The 14819-nt window shown below is 72.5% G+C and carries 17 protein-coding genes; 14 read left to right on the top strand and 3 right to left on the bottom strand.

Going from position 1 to position 14819, the window contains the following annotated elements; translation table 11 throughout:
- Positions 1-569: thiamine pyrophosphate-binding protein (locus HMPREF0731_RS04515; RefSeq protein ID WP_007002848.1), on the bottom strand; the 569-nt coding region annotated here is incomplete at its 3' end.
- Positions 570-736: 167 nt separating this feature from the next.
- Between HMPREF0731_RS04515 and queA the strand changes: the two genes are divergently transcribed.
- The 14 genes from queA to HMPREF0731_RS04585 all read left to right on the top strand — a co-directional run bounded on the left by queA (position 737) and on the right by HMPREF0731_RS04585 (position 12517).
- Complete coding sequence (gene queA, locus HMPREF0731_RS04520; protein ID WP_007002849.1) at positions 737-1819, top strand: tRNA preQ1(34) S-adenosylmethionine ribosyltransferase-isomerase QueA; 1083 nt, start codon at positions 737-739, stop codon at positions 1817-1819.
- Entirely contained in the window at positions 1816-2943 is a 1128-nt protein-coding gene (gene tgt, locus HMPREF0731_RS04525) for a tRNA guanosine(34) transglycosylase Tgt (RefSeq protein ID WP_007002850.1), read from the top strand. The genes queA and tgt overlap by 4 nt, the downstream gene beginning before the upstream one ends.
- Positions 2940-3407, top strand: a complete 468-nt coding sequence (gene queF / locus HMPREF0731_RS04530) for a preQ(1) synthase (RefSeq protein WP_007002851.1) — start codon at positions 2940-2942, stop codon at positions 3405-3407. Before tgt ends, queF begins: the two co-directional genes overlap by 4 nt.
- Positions 3408-3505: 98 nt before the next feature.
- The gene (queG, locus tag HMPREF0731_RS04535; RefSeq protein ID WP_007002852.1) at positions 3506-4597 is read left to right on the top strand and encodes a tRNA epoxyqueuosine(34) reductase QueG; all 1092 of its coding nucleotides are present in this window, start codon (positions 3506-3508) and stop codon (positions 4595-4597) included.
- Positions 4598-4645: 48 nt separating this feature from the next.
- Complete coding sequence (locus HMPREF0731_RS26055) at positions 4646-4960, top strand: hypothetical protein (RefSeq protein ID WP_007002853.1); 315 nt, start codon at positions 4646-4648, stop codon at positions 4958-4960.
- A 61-nt stretch (positions 4961-5021) separates the two neighbouring features.
- Positions 5022-5768, top strand: a complete 747-nt coding sequence (gene queC, locus HMPREF0731_RS04545; protein WP_007002854.1) for a 7-cyano-7-deazaguanine synthase QueC — start codon at positions 5022-5024, stop codon at positions 5766-5768.
- 50 nt (positions 5769-5818) lie between these two features.
- Entirely contained in the window at positions 5819-6376 is a 558-nt protein-coding gene (locus HMPREF0731_RS04550; protein ID WP_040611908.1) for a VUT family protein, read from the top strand.
- Between the two features lie 368 nt (positions 6377-6744).
- On the top strand, positions 6745-7587 hold the full coding sequence (locus tag HMPREF0731_RS04555; RefSeq protein WP_007002856.1) for a RibD family protein: 843 nt from the start codon (positions 6745-6747) through the stop codon (positions 7585-7587).
- Positions 7584-8567, top strand: coding sequence for a zinc-dependent alcohol dehydrogenase (locus tag HMPREF0731_RS04560; protein ID WP_007002857.1), 984 nt, complete (start codon positions 7584-7586; stop codon positions 8565-8567). The genes HMPREF0731_RS04555 and HMPREF0731_RS04560 overlap by 4 nt, the downstream gene beginning before the upstream one ends.
- A gap of 19 nt (positions 8568-8586) precedes the next feature.
- Positions 8587-8988: a 6-pyruvoyl trahydropterin synthase family protein gene (locus tag HMPREF0731_RS04565; protein WP_040611909.1), complete on the top strand. Its 402-nt coding sequence runs from the start codon at positions 8587-8589 to the stop codon at positions 8986-8988.
- A 2-nt stretch (positions 8989-8990) separates the two neighbouring features.
- Positions 8991-10034, top strand: a complete 1044-nt coding sequence (locus HMPREF0731_RS04570; protein ID WP_040611910.1) for a glycosyltransferase family 4 protein — start codon at positions 8991-8993, stop codon at positions 10032-10034.
- A complete protein-coding gene (locus HMPREF0731_RS04575; protein WP_007002860.1) occupies positions 10031-10894 on the top strand; it encodes a class I SAM-dependent methyltransferase in 864 nt (287 codons plus the stop codon). Before HMPREF0731_RS04570 ends, HMPREF0731_RS04575 begins: the two co-directional genes overlap by 4 nt.
- A gap of 76 nt (positions 10895-10970) precedes the next feature.
- On the top strand, positions 10971-12140 hold the full coding sequence (locus tag HMPREF0731_RS04580) for a four-carbon acid sugar kinase family protein (RefSeq protein WP_007002861.1): 1170 nt from the start codon (positions 10971-10973) through the stop codon (positions 12138-12140).
- On the top strand, positions 12137-12517 hold the full coding sequence (locus tag HMPREF0731_RS04585) for a methylglyoxal synthase (protein ID WP_007002862.1): 381 nt from the start codon (positions 12137-12139) through the stop codon (positions 12515-12517). Before HMPREF0731_RS04580 ends, HMPREF0731_RS04585 begins: the two co-directional genes overlap by 4 nt.
- Positions 12518-12570: 53 nt before the next feature.
- Here the strand turns inward: HMPREF0731_RS04585 and HMPREF0731_RS04590 are convergent, their stop codons facing one another.
- Together HMPREF0731_RS04590 and HMPREF0731_RS04595 are read right to left on the bottom strand one after the other, a co-directional pair.
- Complete coding sequence (locus HMPREF0731_RS04590; protein ID WP_007002863.1) at positions 12571-13467, bottom strand: diacylglycerol/lipid kinase family protein; 897 nt, start codon at positions 13465-13467, stop codon at positions 12571-12573.
- A 69-nt stretch (positions 13468-13536) separates the two neighbouring features.
- On the bottom strand, positions 13537-14523 hold the full coding sequence (locus HMPREF0731_RS04595; protein WP_007002864.1) for a 2-hydroxyacid dehydrogenase: 987 nt from the start codon (positions 14521-14523) through the stop codon (positions 13537-13539).
- Between the last annotated feature and the right edge of the window lie 296 nt (positions 14524-14819).

The following is a 14819-nucleotide window of genomic DNA, read 5'->3' on the forward strand; positions in this document are numbered from 1 at the left end:
TCGGGCAGCGGGCGGTGGCGCGGGGCGCGCCAGGCGCCCAGCTCGGCCGGGGGCTCGGGCGCCTCGCCCTGCTCCACCACCTCGCCCATCAGCCCGTTCAAATCGAGATGCGCCGGGCGCGGCGAGGCCGAGACGGCGGCCGCCCAGGCCTGGCGGAACAGGCGCGGCAGCTCCGCCGTGCTCTCCACCGCCGCCGAGAACTTGGTCACCGGCGCGAAGAGCGGTGCGTGCGCCACCTCCTGATAGGCGTTGCGGTGCTGGGCGGCGGGGGTCTTGCGGCCGGTCAGGGCCAGCAGCGGCGCGCGGGCCAGCCAGGCGTCCTGCAAGGCGGCGGCCAGGTTGGCGGCACCCACCGATTGCGCGGCGACGATGCCGGGCCGGCCGGCGATGCGGGCATAGCCATCGGCCATATAGGCCGCGCCCTTCTCGGAATGCGCCAGCACCGGCTGCACCCCCTCGGCCTGGAGGGCCATCAGCGTCGGCCGCAGCACCGCGTCGATGAAGAAGACATGGCTCTGGCCGGAACGCGCGATGCTGCGCGCCAGCCATTCCGCCCCGTTCTGGCGCATGGTCGGTCCTGGTCCCGTTTTCCTCTGGGGCCAGCCTGCCCGGCCGGGGCCGGGGCGGCAACCCCACCCCCCTTCCCGCCTTCCGGCACGGCGCCGCATGGCGGCATGGCGGTGTCCGCGCTTGCCTTCGCGCCCCCCCTCCGCTACCGCCGCCGGCGGAAACCCCCATGACCAGCACCACACCCCCCGCCCTGCCCGAGCTCCGGGCCGAGGATTTCGACTTCGCCCTGCCCGAGGCGCTGATCGCCCAGGCCCCCGCCCGGCCGCGCGACGCCGCCCGCCTGCTGGTGGCGGCGCCCGAGGGCCTGCGCGACCAGGGGGTGCGCGACCTGCCCGCCTGGCTGCGCCCCGGCGACCTGATGGTGGTGAACGATACCCGCGTCATCCCCGCCCGCCTGCGCGCCCGGCGCGGCGAGGCGCGGCTGGAGATCATGCTGAACCGCGCCGAGAGCGGCGGGATGTGGCATGCGCTGGTGCGCAACGCGAAGAAGCTGCGCCCTGGCGATATCCTGACGATCGAGGGCGCGCCGGAACTCGCCCCTCGCGTGGTGGAGCGGCAGGAAGGCGGCGCGGCGCTGATCGATTTCGGCCCCGACCAGGGAAAGCTGGCCGCCGCGCTGGAAAAGGCCGGGGAGATCCCGCTGCCGCCCTATATCGCGCGGCCCGACGGCCCCCGGCCCGAGGATCGCGAGGATTACCAGCCGATCTTCGCGCGCGAGCCCGGGGCGGTGGCCGCCCCCACCGCCAGCCTGCATTTCACGCCCGGATTGCTGGCGGCGCTGGCGGAGCGTGGCGTGGGCCAGGTCTCCCTGACGCTGCATGTCGGCGCCGGCACCTTTCTGCCGATCCGCGGCGACAACCCGCGCGAGCACAAGCTGCATGCCGAATGGGGGCATATCTCCGAGGCGGCGGCGGCCAGCATCAACGAGACGCGCGCGCGTGGCGGCCGCATCGTGGCCATCGGCACCACGGCGCTGCGGCTGCTGGAGAGCGCGGTGGATGAGCGCGGCGTGGTGCATCCCTTCCGCGGACTCACGGATATCTTCCTGCTGCCCGGCCATGTCTTCCGCTCGGCCGACCTGCTGCTGACCAATTTCCACCTGCCGAAATCCAGCCTGTTCATGCTGGTCTCGGCCTTCGCCGGCCAGGCGCGCATGCGCGACGCCTATGCCCATGCGGTGGCGCAGGGCTACCGCTTCTACTCCTATGGCGATGCCAGCCTGCTGTTCCGGGAGGACCCGACCCCATGACACTCTCCTGGAGCTGCCAGTGCCAGGACGGGAAGGCCCGTGCCGGCACGCTGCACACCGCGCATGGCGATGTGCCCACCCCGGTCTTCATGCCGGTCGGCACCGCCGGCACGGTGAAGGGCATGACGGCGGACGCCGTGCGATCGACCGGCGCGCAGATCGTGCTCGGCAACACCTATCACCTGATGCTGCGCCCGGGCGCCGAGCGGGTCGCCAGGCTGGGCGGCCTGCACACCATGATGGACTGGCACGGGCCGATCCTGACCGATTCCGGCGGCTTCCAGGTCATGTCCCTCTCCCAGCTGCGCAAGCTGGACAAGGACGGCGTCACCTTCCAAAGCCACATCAACGGCCAGAAATTCCGCCTGACGCCGGAGCGCAGCATCGAGATCCAGCATCTGCTGGATGCCGACATCACCATGTGCTTCGACGAATGCACGCCCTTCCCGGCGACGCATGAGGTGGCGGCGCAATCCATGCGCCTCTCCATGGCCTGGGCCGCGCGCTCCCGCGCCGCTTTTGTCGAGCGGCCGGGCTACGGGCTGTTCGGCATCCAGCAGGGCAGCGTCTATGAGGACCTCCGCGCCGAGAGCGCGAAGGCGCTGCGCGAGATCGGCTTCGAGGGCTACGCCATCGGCGGCCTGGCCGTCGGCGAAGGACAGGAAGAAATGTTCCGTGTCCTCGATTTCTGCGTGCCGATGCTGCCGGAGACGCATCCACGCTACCTGATGGGCGTCGGAACGCCATCGGATTTGATCGGGGCGGTGCGGCGCGGCGTCGACATGTTCGATTGCGTGATGCCGACGCGTTCGGGCCGCACGGGGCGCGCTTATACCAGCCGCGGCGTGCTGAACATCCGCAATGCCCGCCATGCCGAGGATGTCTCTCCCCTCGACCCGGAATGCGACTGCCCCGCTTGCACAAGGCACAGCCGGGGCTATCTGCACCATCTGTTCAAGGCGGATGAGATGCTGGGGCCGATCCTGCTCTCCTGGCACAATATCCGCTACTACCAGCGCCTGATGCAGCGCCTGCGCCAGGCCATCCTGGAGAACCGCTTCGAGCAGGAAGCCGCCGCCATCGAGGCCGGCTGGGCGCCGCAGGCCGAGGAAACCACCGCATGACCGCCTCCCACGACGTCTCCGGCCTGACCATGCTGGGTCAGGCCGTCGCCCAGCCGCAATCGCCCGAGGAGGCGGTGCTGGAGCGTGTGCCCAACCCGCATCCCGGCCAGCGCTACACGGTGCGTTTCGTGGCGCCCGAGTTCACCTCGCTCTGCCCGCTGACCGGCCAGCCGGATTTCGCGCATCTGGTGATCGACTACATCCCCGGCGACTGGCTGGTGGAGAGCAAGAGCCTGAAGCTGTTCCTGACCAGCTTCCGCAACCATGGCGCCTTCCACGAGGCCTGCACCGTGGGCATCGGGCTGCGCCTGGTCGAGACGCTCTCCCCCGTCTGGCTGCGCATCGGCGGCTACTGGTACCCGCGCGGCGGCATCCCGATCGATGTGTTCTGGCAGACGGGGGCGGCGCCGGAGGGGGTGTGGATCCCGGAGCAGGGGGTGCCGCCCTATAAGGGGCGTGGCTGAAGGTATTTGTTCTTTTTTGAAAAAAAGAACCAAAAAACTTTTGTCAGTTTGGCGTCCCGCTTCACCGGGAGACGGCGGCAGCCTGACAAAAAGTCTTTTTGCTTCTTTTTCTTCAGAAAAAGAAGGAATCTGAAATAGATACTCCATCCACCCGCGCCGCCGCCATCCGTGACGAGGCCCTCCGCCTGGGCTTCGACGCCGTGGGCTTCGCCCCGGCGCGGCTGGGGCCGGAGGTAAGGGCGCGGCTGGATGCCTTCCTGGCCGCCGGCATGCAGGGCGAGATGGGCTGGCTGGCCGACCGGGCCGAGCAGCGCGCCCACCCGCAGGCGCTGTGGCCCGAGGCGGTCTCGGTCATCGCGCTGGGGATGAATTACGGGCCGGATCACGACCCGCGCGACCTGCAGGCGCAGCGCGAGGTTGGTGCCATCAGCGTCTACGCCCGGCACAAGGACTACCACGACATCGTCAAGAAGCGGCTGAAGGCGCTGGCCCGCTGGATGGTGGAGCGCTGGCGCGGCAGCGAGCTGAAGGTCTTCGTCGACACCGCACCCGTGGCCGAGAAGCCGCTGGCGCAGCAGGCGGGGCTGGGCTGGCAGGGCAAGCACACCAATCTGGTCTCGCGCAGCCATGGCTCCTGGCTGTTCCTGGGCGAGGTCTACACGACGCTCGACCTGGCGCCCTCCACCCCCGGGCAGGACCATTGCGGCGGCTGCACGCGCTGCCTCTCCGCCTGCCCGACGGCGGCCTTCCCCGCCCCCTACCGGCTGGATGCGCGGCGCTGCATCTCCTACCTGACGATCGAGCACAAGGGCCCGATCCCGGAGGAGTTCCGCGCCGCCATCGGCAACCGCATCTATGGCTGCGACGATTGCCTGGCCGCCTGCCCCTGGAACAAGTTCGCCCAGGCCGCGCGCGAGCCCGGGCTGATCCCGCGCGAGGACCTCACCGCCCCCCGCCTGGCCGAGCTGGCCGCGCTGGACGATGCCGGTTTCCGCGCGCTGTTCTCCGGCTCGCCCATCAAGCGCATCGGGCGCGACCGCTTCCTGCGCAACGTGCTCATCGCCATCGGCAATTCGGCCGAGCCCGCGCTGCGGCCCGTGGCCGAGCGGCTCTGCGCCGACCCGTCGGAGATCGTGGCGGAGGCGGCGCGCTGGGCGCTGGCGCGGCTGCCGGCGGCGGCATCAACCTAATCTTCGGCATCTCGCCCTATCCTGCCAGGGCCGGGGCTGGAGGGTTGGATGAAGGATGACCGCGTGATGGGCTTCGCCTGGTATGACAAGGAGTCCTTCGAGGCCTTGCGCGGGCGGATGCCGGATATGAGCGAATCCTATGAGGACTGGCTGCTCGGCGCCAAGAAGGACCTGCAGCGCGCGGTGAGCGAAGGCTATCGTGTCATCCGCATCGCCGTGCGGCCGCAGGAATTCTTCCCCTGGTGCGACCGCAAGGGCATCGGCCTGCCGGGCCTGTCCGCCCGCCGCGCCTACGCGGCCGAGCAGGCCAACCTGCTGGTCAAGGCGGAGCGCGCCGGGCGCGGCATTCTCGGCCTGTTCTGACACCGCGCTTGACGCGCTGCCCCCCCGCGCCGCAAGCCCGGCGCAGCGAGGAGGCAGGCGCATGCAGGACAGCATCACACCCCAGATCACCCCGGACGGGCTGCTCGGCCGCCACACGGCGGAGGATGGCGCGTTGGTGCTGTTCAGCGGCGGGCAGGATTCCGCCACCTGCCTGGCCTGGGCGCTGACCCGCTTCGCCCGGGTGGAGACGCTGGGCTTCGACTATGGCCAGCGCCACCGGATCGAGCTGGAATGCCGCGCGGGCTTCCGCGACGGCCTGCCGGAGGATTGGCAGGCGCGGCTCGGCCCCGACCACACGCTGCGGCTCGACGCGCTGGGCGAGTTGTCGGACACGGCGCTCACCCGCGAGACCGAGATCGCGATGCAAGCGGACGGCCTGCCCAACACCTTCGTCCCCGGCCGCAATTTGCTGTTCCTGACCTTCGCGGCCGCGCTCGCCTATCGGCGCGGGCTGCGCCACATCGTCGGCGGCATGTGCGAGACGGATTTCTCCGGCTACCCCGATTGCCGCGACGACACCCTCAAGGCGCTGCAGGTGGCGCTGAACCTCGGCATGGAGCGCCGCTTCGTGCTGCACACCCCGCTGATGTGGCTGGACAAGGGCGAGACCTGGGAACTGGCCGAGCGGCTGGGCGGCCAGAAACTCGTCTGCGACATCGTCGAGAAGACCCACACCTGCTACCGCGGCGAGCGCGGCGAACGGCACCCCTGGGGGCATGGCTGCGCCGCGTGCCCGGCTTGCGAGTTGCGCGCCAGGGGCTGGGCGGAGTATCGGTCGCGCCGCTGACGGCTTCTCGTCGGTGCGGATGCTCCCGCCCAGCAATGGAAAACTCGCAGATGACCGACCCACGCCGGCTTGAGGGCTTCCTGGCCCTCATTGCCTTCGGCCTCACCATTCCCGCGGCGAACTGGCTGATCGGCCATGCCGGCACCGTCTGCGTGCCGAACGGGCCCTGCCTGATCCCGGTCGCCCCCGGCATCATGGCCCCCTCCGGCGTGCTGATGATCGGCCTCGCCCTGGTGCTGCGCGACTTCGTGCAGCGCCGCCTTGGCCTGCGCTTCGCCTGGGCGGCGATCGTGGCGGGCACCGCCCTCTCCGCCCTGCTGGCGCCGCCGGCGCTGGTGCTGGCCTCCGCCACCGCCTTCCTGCTCAGCGAGACCGCCGACCTGCTGGTCTACACCCCGCTGCAGCGGCGCAATCTGGTGCTGGCGGTGTTCGCCTCCAGCCTGGTCGGGCTGGTGGTGGACAGCATCTTCTTCCTGGCCATCGCCTTCGGCGATCTCGGCTACCTGCCGGGGCAGGTGCTGGGCAAGCTGTGGATGGTGCTGCTGGCCCTGCCGCTGGCCGCCTGGCTGCGCCGCGCCGACGCCCGCCGCGGCATCCTTCCCGCCTGATTTTTCTTTCGGGCTGCCGCCGTCCCGTGGCGAAGCGGGTTTCTTTCGGGCTGCCGCCGTCCCGTGGAGAGGCGGGACGCCGGGCGGCAGGCGCAGCGCCGGCCTCCCCCTCTGGCCGCCACCGCCGCGGCGCGGCGGACCATGGACCGGCGACGGGCGCATGCGCTGTCCGCCAGGCGGCCTTGGGACAGGGCGGGATGCGGGCCGATCCGTGACGATGCGGCCCGCTGCCCCGAAAAAACGCCCCATTGCCGTCTTTGTCGCGCGCCCGGCGTTGCAGCAGCGCCGGCTGGCTCTGCCCGACAGCCCGGCCGATCGCGGCCCGGGGGGATTCATCCCCGTGCGGTTTTCGGGCATAGAGGCCGCGCATGCACGCCACCGCCCCCACCCCGCCGCAGCACCCGGATGATGGCCAGGCCGACAGCCCCGCCTGGCAGGCGCTGCTGCGCGCCCGCCAGGGTGGCGACCCGGCCGCCCTGCCGCCAGGGCCGCTGACCGATCTCTTCGCCCCCATCCTGGCTCCCATCCAGGCGCCGGATGGCTGCCTGGTGCTGGGCCGGCTGGCGCAGACGCTGGATGGCCGCATCGCCACCGCCGGCGGCTCCAGCCAATGGATCGGCGGGCCCGGCGACCTGCTGCACACCCACCGGCTGCGCGCGCTCTGCGACGCCGTGCTGGTCGGCGCCGGCACGGTCAAGCATGACGATCCGCGCCTGACCACGCGCGACTGCCCCGGCCCCGACCCGGTGCGCATCATCCTCGACACCAGCCGCACGCTCGGCACCGAATACCGCGTCTTCGCCGAGGGCGGCCCGCCCACCCTGCTGGTCTGCGCCGAGGATGCGGCGGAGCGCGGCCTGCCGCGCGACCGGCATGGCGCGGCGGAGGTGCTGCGCGCCCCGCGCGCCGCCATTGGCGGCCTCGACATCGCGACGCTGCTGCCGAAGCTCGCCGCGCGCGGGCTGCGGCGCATCTTCGTCGAGGGCGGTGGCCTCACCGTCTCCCGCTTCCTCGCCGCCGGCTGCCTGGACCGGCTGCATGTCACCGTGGCGCCGGTGCTGCTGGGCAGCGGCATCCCCGCCTTCACCCTGCCGGAGGCGGCGCGCATCGCCGATGGGCTGCGCTTCGCCTGGGGCGTACACCGGCTGGGCGAGGATGTGCTGTTCGACATCGCCCTGCACCGCGCCCGCCCGGCGGTCTGCGCCGCATGACCGCCCGCGCCTACTGGACCACCGCCCCCGGCGAGGGCGAGCTGCGCCGTGAAAGGCTGCGCCCCCCCGGCGAGGGTGAGTTGCTGGTGCGGACGCTGGCCAGCGGCGTCTCGCGCGGGACGGAGCGGCTGGTGCTGCAGGGCCGCGTGCCGGAAAGCCAATGGGCGGCGATGCGCGCGCCCTTGCAGGCGGGGGATTTCCCCTTCCCGGTGAAATATGGCTACGCCGCAGTCGGCCTGGTCGAGCAGGGGCCGCCGGACTGGCAGGGGAAGCGGGTGTTCTGCCTGCACCCGCACCAGGACCGCTTCATCGCCCCCGCCGCGCTCTGCACCGCGGTGCCCGATGCGGTGCCGGACCATCGCGCCGTGCTCGGCGCCAACATGGAAACCGCGCTGAACATCGTCTGGGATGCCGAGCCGCGCCTGGGCGAGCGAATCCTGGTGATCGGCGCCGGCGTGGTCGGGCTGCTGGCGGGGTTCCTGCTGGCGCGGCTGCCCGGCGCCGAGGTGACGCTGCTGGACACCGATCCGCGCCGCCGCGCCCAGGCCGAGGCGCTGGGCTGCCGCTTCGCCCTGCCGGAGGACAGCCCGGAGGAGCAGGAGCTGATCATCCATGCCTCGGCCAGCGGCGACGGGCTGCGCCATGCCCTCGCCCATGCCGCCTTCGAGGCGCGCATCCTCGAAGCCTCCTGGTTCGGCGATGCGCCCGTCTCCCTGCCGCTGGGCGAGGATTTCCACGCCAAGCGGCTGACGCTGCGCTCCACCCAGGTCGGCGCCGTCTCCGGCAGCATGCGCGGGCGGCGCTGCCACGGGCAGCGCATGGCGCTCGCCTTGTCGCTGCTGGCCGATCCGGCGCTGGATGTGCTGTGCGGCCCGGTGCTGCCCTTCGCCGAATTGCCGGCGCGGCTGCCCGAACTGCTCGGCCCGCCGGAGGCGGGGGAGGTTGCGCCGCTCTGCCCCGTCATCACCTACGCTTCGTGACACGTCTGAAGGGATGCCGATGTTCAGCCTGACCGTCGCCGACCACATCATGGTCGCGCACAGCTTCCGCGGCGAGGGCTTCGGCCCGGCGCAGCGCGTGCATGGCGCCACCTTCGTGGTGGAGGCGGAGTTCCGCGCCCCGCGCCTCGGCCCCGACAACCTGCTGATCGACATCGCCGCCGCGCGGGTCGAGCTGCGCCGCATCCTGGACGGGTTCGACTACAACAATCTCGACACCCTGCCGCAATTCGCCGGGCAGAACACCAGCACCGAATTCCTCTGCCAGCACATCCATGCCCTGCTCTCGGCGGCGCTGCGCGAGGGGCGGCTGGGCGCGGGCGGCGGTGCCGTCACCGGCATCAAGGTGCTGCTGCGCGAAAGCCCGCTGGCCTGGGCCGCCTATGAGGCGGAGCCGGCGTGAGCATGCGCATCGCCCTGCTGGTCCCCGGCCCCTTCGCCACCATCTCGGGCGGCTATGGCTATGACCGCCGCCTGGTGCAGGGCTTTTCCGAGGCCGGGCATGCGGTGGAGGTGGTGGAGCTGTCCGGGCGCCACCCGCTGCCCGATGACGCGGCCGAGGCCTCGGCCCGCGCCGCGCTGGACGCGGTGCCGCAGGGGACGCGCCTGATCATCGACGGGCTCGGCCTGCCCGCCTTCGCCCCCTTCGTGGACGAGTTGGCGGCGCGCGGCGCGGTCGGGCTGATTCACCATCCCACCGCCATCGAACCCGGCTTCACCGAGGCGGAGCGCGCCGAGCTGAAGCGGCGCGAGGCGCTGCTCTTCCCGCGCCTGGCGCGGCTGGTCGCCACCTCCCGCCTTACCGCCGACCGGCTGCCGGTCGAGTTCGGCGCCGATCCGGCGCGCATCGGCGTGGTCGAGCCCGGCACGGACCCCGCGCCGCGCGCGCAGGGCTCGGGCGGGCCGGGCTGCGCCATCCTGGCGGTGGGTGTGCTGGTGCCGCGCAAGGGGCATGACGTGCTGCTGCGGGCGCTGGCCAAGCTGCCGGATCTCGACTGGTCGCTGACCATCGCCGGCGCGCCGCGCGACCCGGTGCATGCCGCCGGGCTGCGCGCTTTGGCGGAGGAACTGGCCATCGACCAGCGCGTGACCTTCGCCGGCGAAGTGGATCAGGCTGCGCTGGAGGCGCTCTATGCCCGCGCCGATCTCTTCGCCCTGGCGACGCAGTGGGAGGGCTATGGCATGGCGGCGGCCGAGGCGCTGGCGCGCGGCCTGCCGGTGGCCGTCACCGCCGGCGGCGCCATCGCCGACCTCGTCCCGCGCGAGGCCGGGGTGGTGGCGGCGCCGGGCGATGTCACCTCGCTTTCCCGCGCCATGCGGCGGGTGATCTTTGATGCGGGGCTGCGCGCCGACATGGCCGAGGCCGCCTGGCAGGCCGGGCAGCGCCTGCCGCGCTGGGCCGACCGCGCCACCGCCTTCGCCGCCGAGCTGGAGCAGATCCCCGCATGAGCGAACCCTTCGAGGCCGATTGGCTGGAGCTGCGCGAACCCTTCGACGCCCGCGCCCGCAACGCGGCGCTGGCGATCGCCCTGGCCGAGGCGCTGCCGCCGCGCCCGCATCTGCTGGATCTGGGGGCCGGCACCGGCTCGCTGCTGCGCTGGCTGGCGCCGATCCTGGGGCGGTCGCAATTCTGGACGCTGGTGGATGCCGATGCGTCCCTGCTGCAGCGCGCCTTCGCCACCATCGAGGAGCGGGCGATCCTGGCCGGCTGGACCACCACCTGGCCGCGCCCGACCACGCTGCTGGTGCACACGCCGCAGGGTGTGTGGCGGGTGGAGGGGCTGGTGGCCGATCTCGCCGCCGGACCGGATGCGCTGCCGCTGGACAAGGCGGATGGCGTGGTCAGCACGGCGCTGTGCGATCTGGTCTCGCATCGCTGGGTGCGGCAGATGGCCGGCGCGCTGCGGGTTCCCTTCTACGCCGCGCTGAATGTCGATGGGCGGGACCGTTTCAGCCCGCCGCATCCGGCGGATGGGCTGGTGGCGCGCGGCTTCCGCCGCGACCAGGGGCGCGACAAGGGATTCGGCCGCGCGCTCGGCCCGGCAGCGCCGGCGGTGATGGCGCGTGCTTTCCGCGGGGCGGGCTTCCGGGTGCAGACCGGCCCCAGCCCCTGGCTGGTGCCTGGCGCGACACCCGTGATGGCCGACACTTTGGCCGAGGGCCATGCCCAGGCCGCCCGCGCCGCCCTGCCCCCAGGCATTGCGCCCCTGCTGCGCGGCTGGGCCGAGGCGCGCCGTGCGCAGGCCCGGCGCGGCCGCCTCTCTGTCCGCATCGGCCACACCGACCTGTTGGCCTTGCCGCCACACTGATGGCGGGGTCTGGGGGGACCCTGTCCCCCCAGCGGGGCCAGGGGCGGAGCCCCTGCTTTTTCTGGAGTTTCTGATCATGCCCCTGCTCGGCTGCATTGCCGATGATCTTGTCGGTGCCAACGATCTGGCGGCGATGCTGGTGGCCCAGGGCATGCGCAGCGTGCTGGTGGTGGGCGTGCCGCCGGCGCCGCTGCCCGAGGCCGATGCCGTGATCGTGCTGCCCGGGCCCGGCGATGCCCTGTCCGCCTGCGACGCGCTGCTGGCCGCCGGCGCGCGGCAGATTTTCTTCCAGTGCGCCGCCGGCTTCGACGGCCCGGTGGCGGATGCGCTGCTGCGCCGGCTGCAATCGGGCTTCGCGCTGGTCTGCCCGGCCTTCCCGGCGCAGGGCCGCAGCATCTACCAGGGGCATCTGTTCACCGGCGCCTCGCTGCAGGGCGAGGAGCCCAGCCTGCCGCGCGCGCTGGCGCGGCAGACCGAGGGCGGTGTCGGCCTGCTGCCCTTCGCCGTGGTGGAGCAGGGTGTCACCGCCATCCGCCAGGCGATGCACCGGCTGCGCGATGGCGGGCGTCGCTACGGCATCGCCGATGCGCTGACCGAGGCGCATCTGCTGGCGCTGGGCGCCGCCTGCGACGGGCAGGCGCTGGTGATCGGCGGCGCCGGGCTGGCGATGGGCCTGCCGCAGAATTTCCGCGCCGCCGGCCTGCTGCCGGACCGCGCGGATGCCGACGCCCTGCCGCCGCCCATGGGCGCCATGGCGGTGCTGTGCGGCGACGGCGACCGCGCCACCCTGGCGCAGATCGGCATGGCGCGGCTGCACGCGCCGGTGCTGTCGCTCGACCTGCTGGCGACGCCCGAGGCCATGGCGCTGCGCGACCAGGCGCTGGACTGGGCGGCGGGCAGGCTGTCCGAGGCTCGGCCCATCGTCATCGCCACCGCCGCCCTGCCCGAGCAGGTCGCGGCGCTGCACACCAGGCTGGGGCGGGAAGCGGCCGAGGCGCTGGTCGCGGAGACGCTCGCGGCCATCGCCGAAGGGCTGGTGGCGCGCGGCGTGCGGCAATTGATGCTGGCCGGCGATGGCGGCGGCGCGGCGGTGCTGCGCCGCCTCGGCATCACCGCGCTGCGCGTCGGGCCACAGATCGATGCCGGCCTGCCCTGGATGTTCGCCGAGACACCGGGCCTGCACCTGGCCATCAAGCCCGGCCATGCCGGCAGCCGTGACATCTTCCTGAGAGCCTTCCAGCCATGAGCATCACCCTCGCCCTCGTCGCGCATGACCGGATGAAGCCGGCCCTGGCCGAATGGGCGGCGCGCCACGCGGCCCAGCTGGCGCCGCACCGCGTCGTCGCCACCGCCACCACTGGCGGCGTGCTGCGCGAGCGGAACCCGCACCTCGCCATCCGCACGGTGAAGAGCGGGCCGCTCGGTGGCGACCAGCAGATCGGGGGGATGATCGCCGAAGGCGAGATCCAGGCGCTGATCTTCTTCCCCGACCCGCTGGCACCGCAGGCGCATGACGTCGACGTCAAGGCGCTGCTGCGCATCGCCCTGGTCTATGACGTACCCTGCGCTTTCTCGCCGGCGACCGCGGACCTGCTGGTGGCGGGCGGGCTGCTCAAGGGCTGAGGAAGCAGCGGGGGAGAATGAATTCTCCCCCGCGCCCCCTCTTCTTCCTTCTGTCAGGGCCCGCCGACGCTGTCGGCGGGCGGGGCGAACACCAGCAGCGCGCCGGGGCGGGTGCGGTAGCGCAAGGGCGGCGCCATGCTGCGCACCTCGCCATCATAGGACACGCGCAGCATCGGCAGCGGGGAGTCGATGTCGACCGCGCTGACGCGGGTCAGGGTGAAGTCGCGATCCTCGCGCAGCTGGCCCATCATGGCGCGCAGGCCGGAGCGCAACAGGCCCCAGCGGCTCTGGTGGCGGGTCACCGCCAGGCAGAGCTCGCCCTTGTCCAGCGCATGCCGGGTGCCGGGATTGGGCAGGCTGGTCTCGTAGAGATTGTTGCCGATGAACACCAGCGGCGAGCGCAGCACGGCGCGCGCGCCCTCCGCCCGGATCACCAACCGCCGCCGCGTGAAGCGCCGCAGCGTGCGCCAGCCGGCCAGCAGCATCGCCGGCCCCTTGCGCCAGCCACGCCGCCGCCGCTGCCGGTCGCGCTCCGTCACCATCTCGGCATAGAGCCCGACCGAGGAATTGTTGACGAAGATGCGGCCATTCACCTCGCCCACATCGATGCGGCGGGTCTGGCCGGCGGCGATGACGCCGACCGCCTCTTCCCATGCCACCGGCAGGCCAAGGTCGCGCGCGAAATGGTTCAGCGTGCCGAGCGGCAACACACCCAGCGGCACATCGCCGCCGACCAGCGCATTGGCCACCGCATTGATCGTGCCATCGCCGCCGCAGGCCACAACACCATCATAGCCCGGTGTCTGCGCCGCTTCGGCCAGCTCCTCTCCCGGCGGCGTCAGCACGCGCGCCTCCACCCCGGCCTCAGCGAAGGCCGAGGCGATGCGGTCCGGCAGGGTGTCGTCCCCCGCGCTGCCGCCCGCCGCATTGAGCAGGATGAGAAGGCGCATGCCACTCTAAGCCCGCCGCCAGGCTGGAGTTTCGCGGCGCGCAGCGCATGGCCGCGCGCCGCGCGATGCTCAGAGCGCCGCCAGGTCGATCTCGTCCTGCAGCGCCTCGCCGCGGAAGAAGCGGCCGATATTGGCGGTGGCGCCATCGACCTTGGCCTGCATCGCGTCCAGCGTGCCGGCGGCCACATGCGGCGTCAGCACCACATTGTCGAGCGCGAAGAGCGGATTGTCCGGGCGCGGCGGCTCCGGCTCGAACACGTCGATGCCGGCGGCGCGGATGGTGCCGGCGGCCAGCGCGCGGGCCAGCGCCGCCTCATCCACCACCGCGCCGCGGGCGCAGTTGATCAGCACCGCGTCGCGCCGCATCCTGGCGAAGGTGTCGTCGCTGAACAGATGATGCGTCTCGCGCGTCGCCGGCAGGTGCAGGGTGACGACCTCGGATTCCCGCAGCAGCTCGTCCAACTCGACGCGGCGGAAGCCCAGCGCCAGCTCCAGCCCCTCGGGCAGCTTCTGGTAGGGGTCGACATACAGGCCGCGCACCTTGAAGGGCTGCAGCAGCGCCGCGACGGCCGAGCCGATGCGCCCCATGCCGACAATGCCCACCGTGCGGCCGCGCAGATTGCGCGAGACGGTGCGCAGCGCCGTGCCCAGCCATTCGCCGCGCCGCATCGCCGCGTCGGTGCGCGGGATGTGCCGCAGGCAGGCGAACATCAGCGCCAGCGCGTGCTCGCTGACCACATCGGCGGTGCCCGAGGGGTTGATGGCCAGGCGGATGCCGCGCGCGCGCAGTTCGGGGATCGGCGTCTCGCCCTGCCAGCCCACGCCCTGATGCTGCACCAGCTTCAGCCGCGGCGCCTGCGCCACCCATTCCGGGCGCAGCACGGCGGGGGCGACGATCACCGCATCGGCCTCGGCCAGCTTCGCCACGCGCTCCGCATCGTCATTGGCGGTCAGCGTCAGCAGCTCGCACCCCTCGGGCAGCGCCTTGCGCCACATGGCGTAGACCGCCTCCGGCGCGTAGCTCAGATACAGGATGCGGTGCAGATTCTCGGACATGGTTTCCCCCGTGCTGTGCCGGCGAAGCTAGGCCAGCGGGGCGGCGCGGCAAAGAGCGGGGGGACGAAAAACCGGCCCCACGCGCGCGCATGAAAAAAGGCGCCATCCCTCACGGGATGGCGCCTGTCGCGCGGTGGCGCGGCGGGATCAGTCGGCCGCGCTGTCCATCGGCGTCTCGGAGGCCGGGGCCGCGGGCGCGGGCTCCTGCATCTCCGCATCAGTCTCCGCCGGCATCGGCTCGGCGGCGGGCTTGCGGCGCGGCGAGGCGCTGCGCTTGCGCGCGGGCTTCGGCGCGG

Source organism: Pseudoroseomonas cervicalis ATCC 49957, assembly GCF_000164635.1.
Classification (GTDB): Bacteria; Pseudomonadota; Alphaproteobacteria; order Acetobacterales; family Acetobacteraceae; genus Pseudoroseomonas; species Pseudoroseomonas cervicalis.

Excerpts from the sequence above, each read along its gene's own strand:
- queC (WP_007002854.1), top strand. The coding sequence starts at position 5,022 with ATGCAGGACAGCATCACACCCCAGATCACCCCGGACGGGCTGCTCGGC.
- HMPREF0731_RS04585 (WP_007002862.1), top strand. The coding sequence starts at position 12,137 with ATGAGCATCACCCTCGCCCTCGTCGCGCATGACCGGATGAAGCCGGCC.
- tgt (WP_007002850.1), top strand. The coding sequence starts at position 1,816 with ATGACACTCTCCTGGAGCTGCCAGTGCCAGGACGGGAAGGCCCGTGCC.
- HMPREF0731_RS04590 (WP_007002863.1), bottom strand. The coding sequence starts at position 13,467 with ATGCGCCTTCTCATCCTGCTCAATGCGGCGGGCGGCAGCGCGGGGGAC.
- HMPREF0731_RS26055 (WP_007002853.1), top strand. The coding sequence starts at position 4,646 with ATGAAGGATGACCGCGTGATGGGCTTCGCCTGGTATGACAAGGAGTCC.
- HMPREF0731_RS04550 (WP_040611908.1), top strand. The coding sequence starts at position 5,819 with ATGACCGACCCACGCCGGCTTGAGGGCTTCCTGGCCCTCATTGCCTTC.
- queA (WP_007002849.1), top strand. The coding sequence starts at position 737 with ATGACCAGCACCACACCCCCCGCCCTGCCCGAGCTCCGGGCCGAGGAT.
- queF (WP_007002851.1), top strand. The coding sequence starts at position 2,940 with ATGACCGCCTCCCACGACGTCTCCGGCCTGACCATGCTGGGTCAGGCC.
- HMPREF0731_RS04560 (WP_007002857.1), top strand. The coding sequence starts at position 7,584 with ATGACCGCCCGCGCCTACTGGACCACCGCCCCCGGCGAGGGCGAGCTG.
- HMPREF0731_RS04580 (WP_007002861.1), top strand. The coding sequence starts at position 10,971 with ATGCCCCTGCTCGGCTGCATTGCCGATGATCTTGTCGGTGCCAACGAT.
- HMPREF0731_RS04555 (WP_007002856.1), top strand. The coding sequence starts at position 6,745 with ATGCACGCCACCGCCCCCACCCCGCCGCAGCACCCGGATGATGGCCAG.
- HMPREF0731_RS04565 (WP_040611909.1), top strand. The coding sequence starts at position 8,587 with ATGTTCAGCCTGACCGTCGCCGACCACATCATGGTCGCGCACAGCTTC.
- HMPREF0731_RS04595 (WP_007002864.1), bottom strand. The coding sequence starts at position 14,523 with ATGTCCGAGAATCTGCACCGCATCCTGTATCTGAGCTACGCGCCGGAG.
- HMPREF0731_RS04570 (WP_040611910.1), top strand. The coding sequence starts at position 8,991 with ATGCGCATCGCCCTGCTGGTCCCCGGCCCCTTCGCCACCATCTCGGGC.
- HMPREF0731_RS04575 (WP_007002860.1), top strand. The coding sequence starts at position 10,031 with ATGAGCGAACCCTTCGAGGCCGATTGGCTGGAGCTGCGCGAACCCTTC.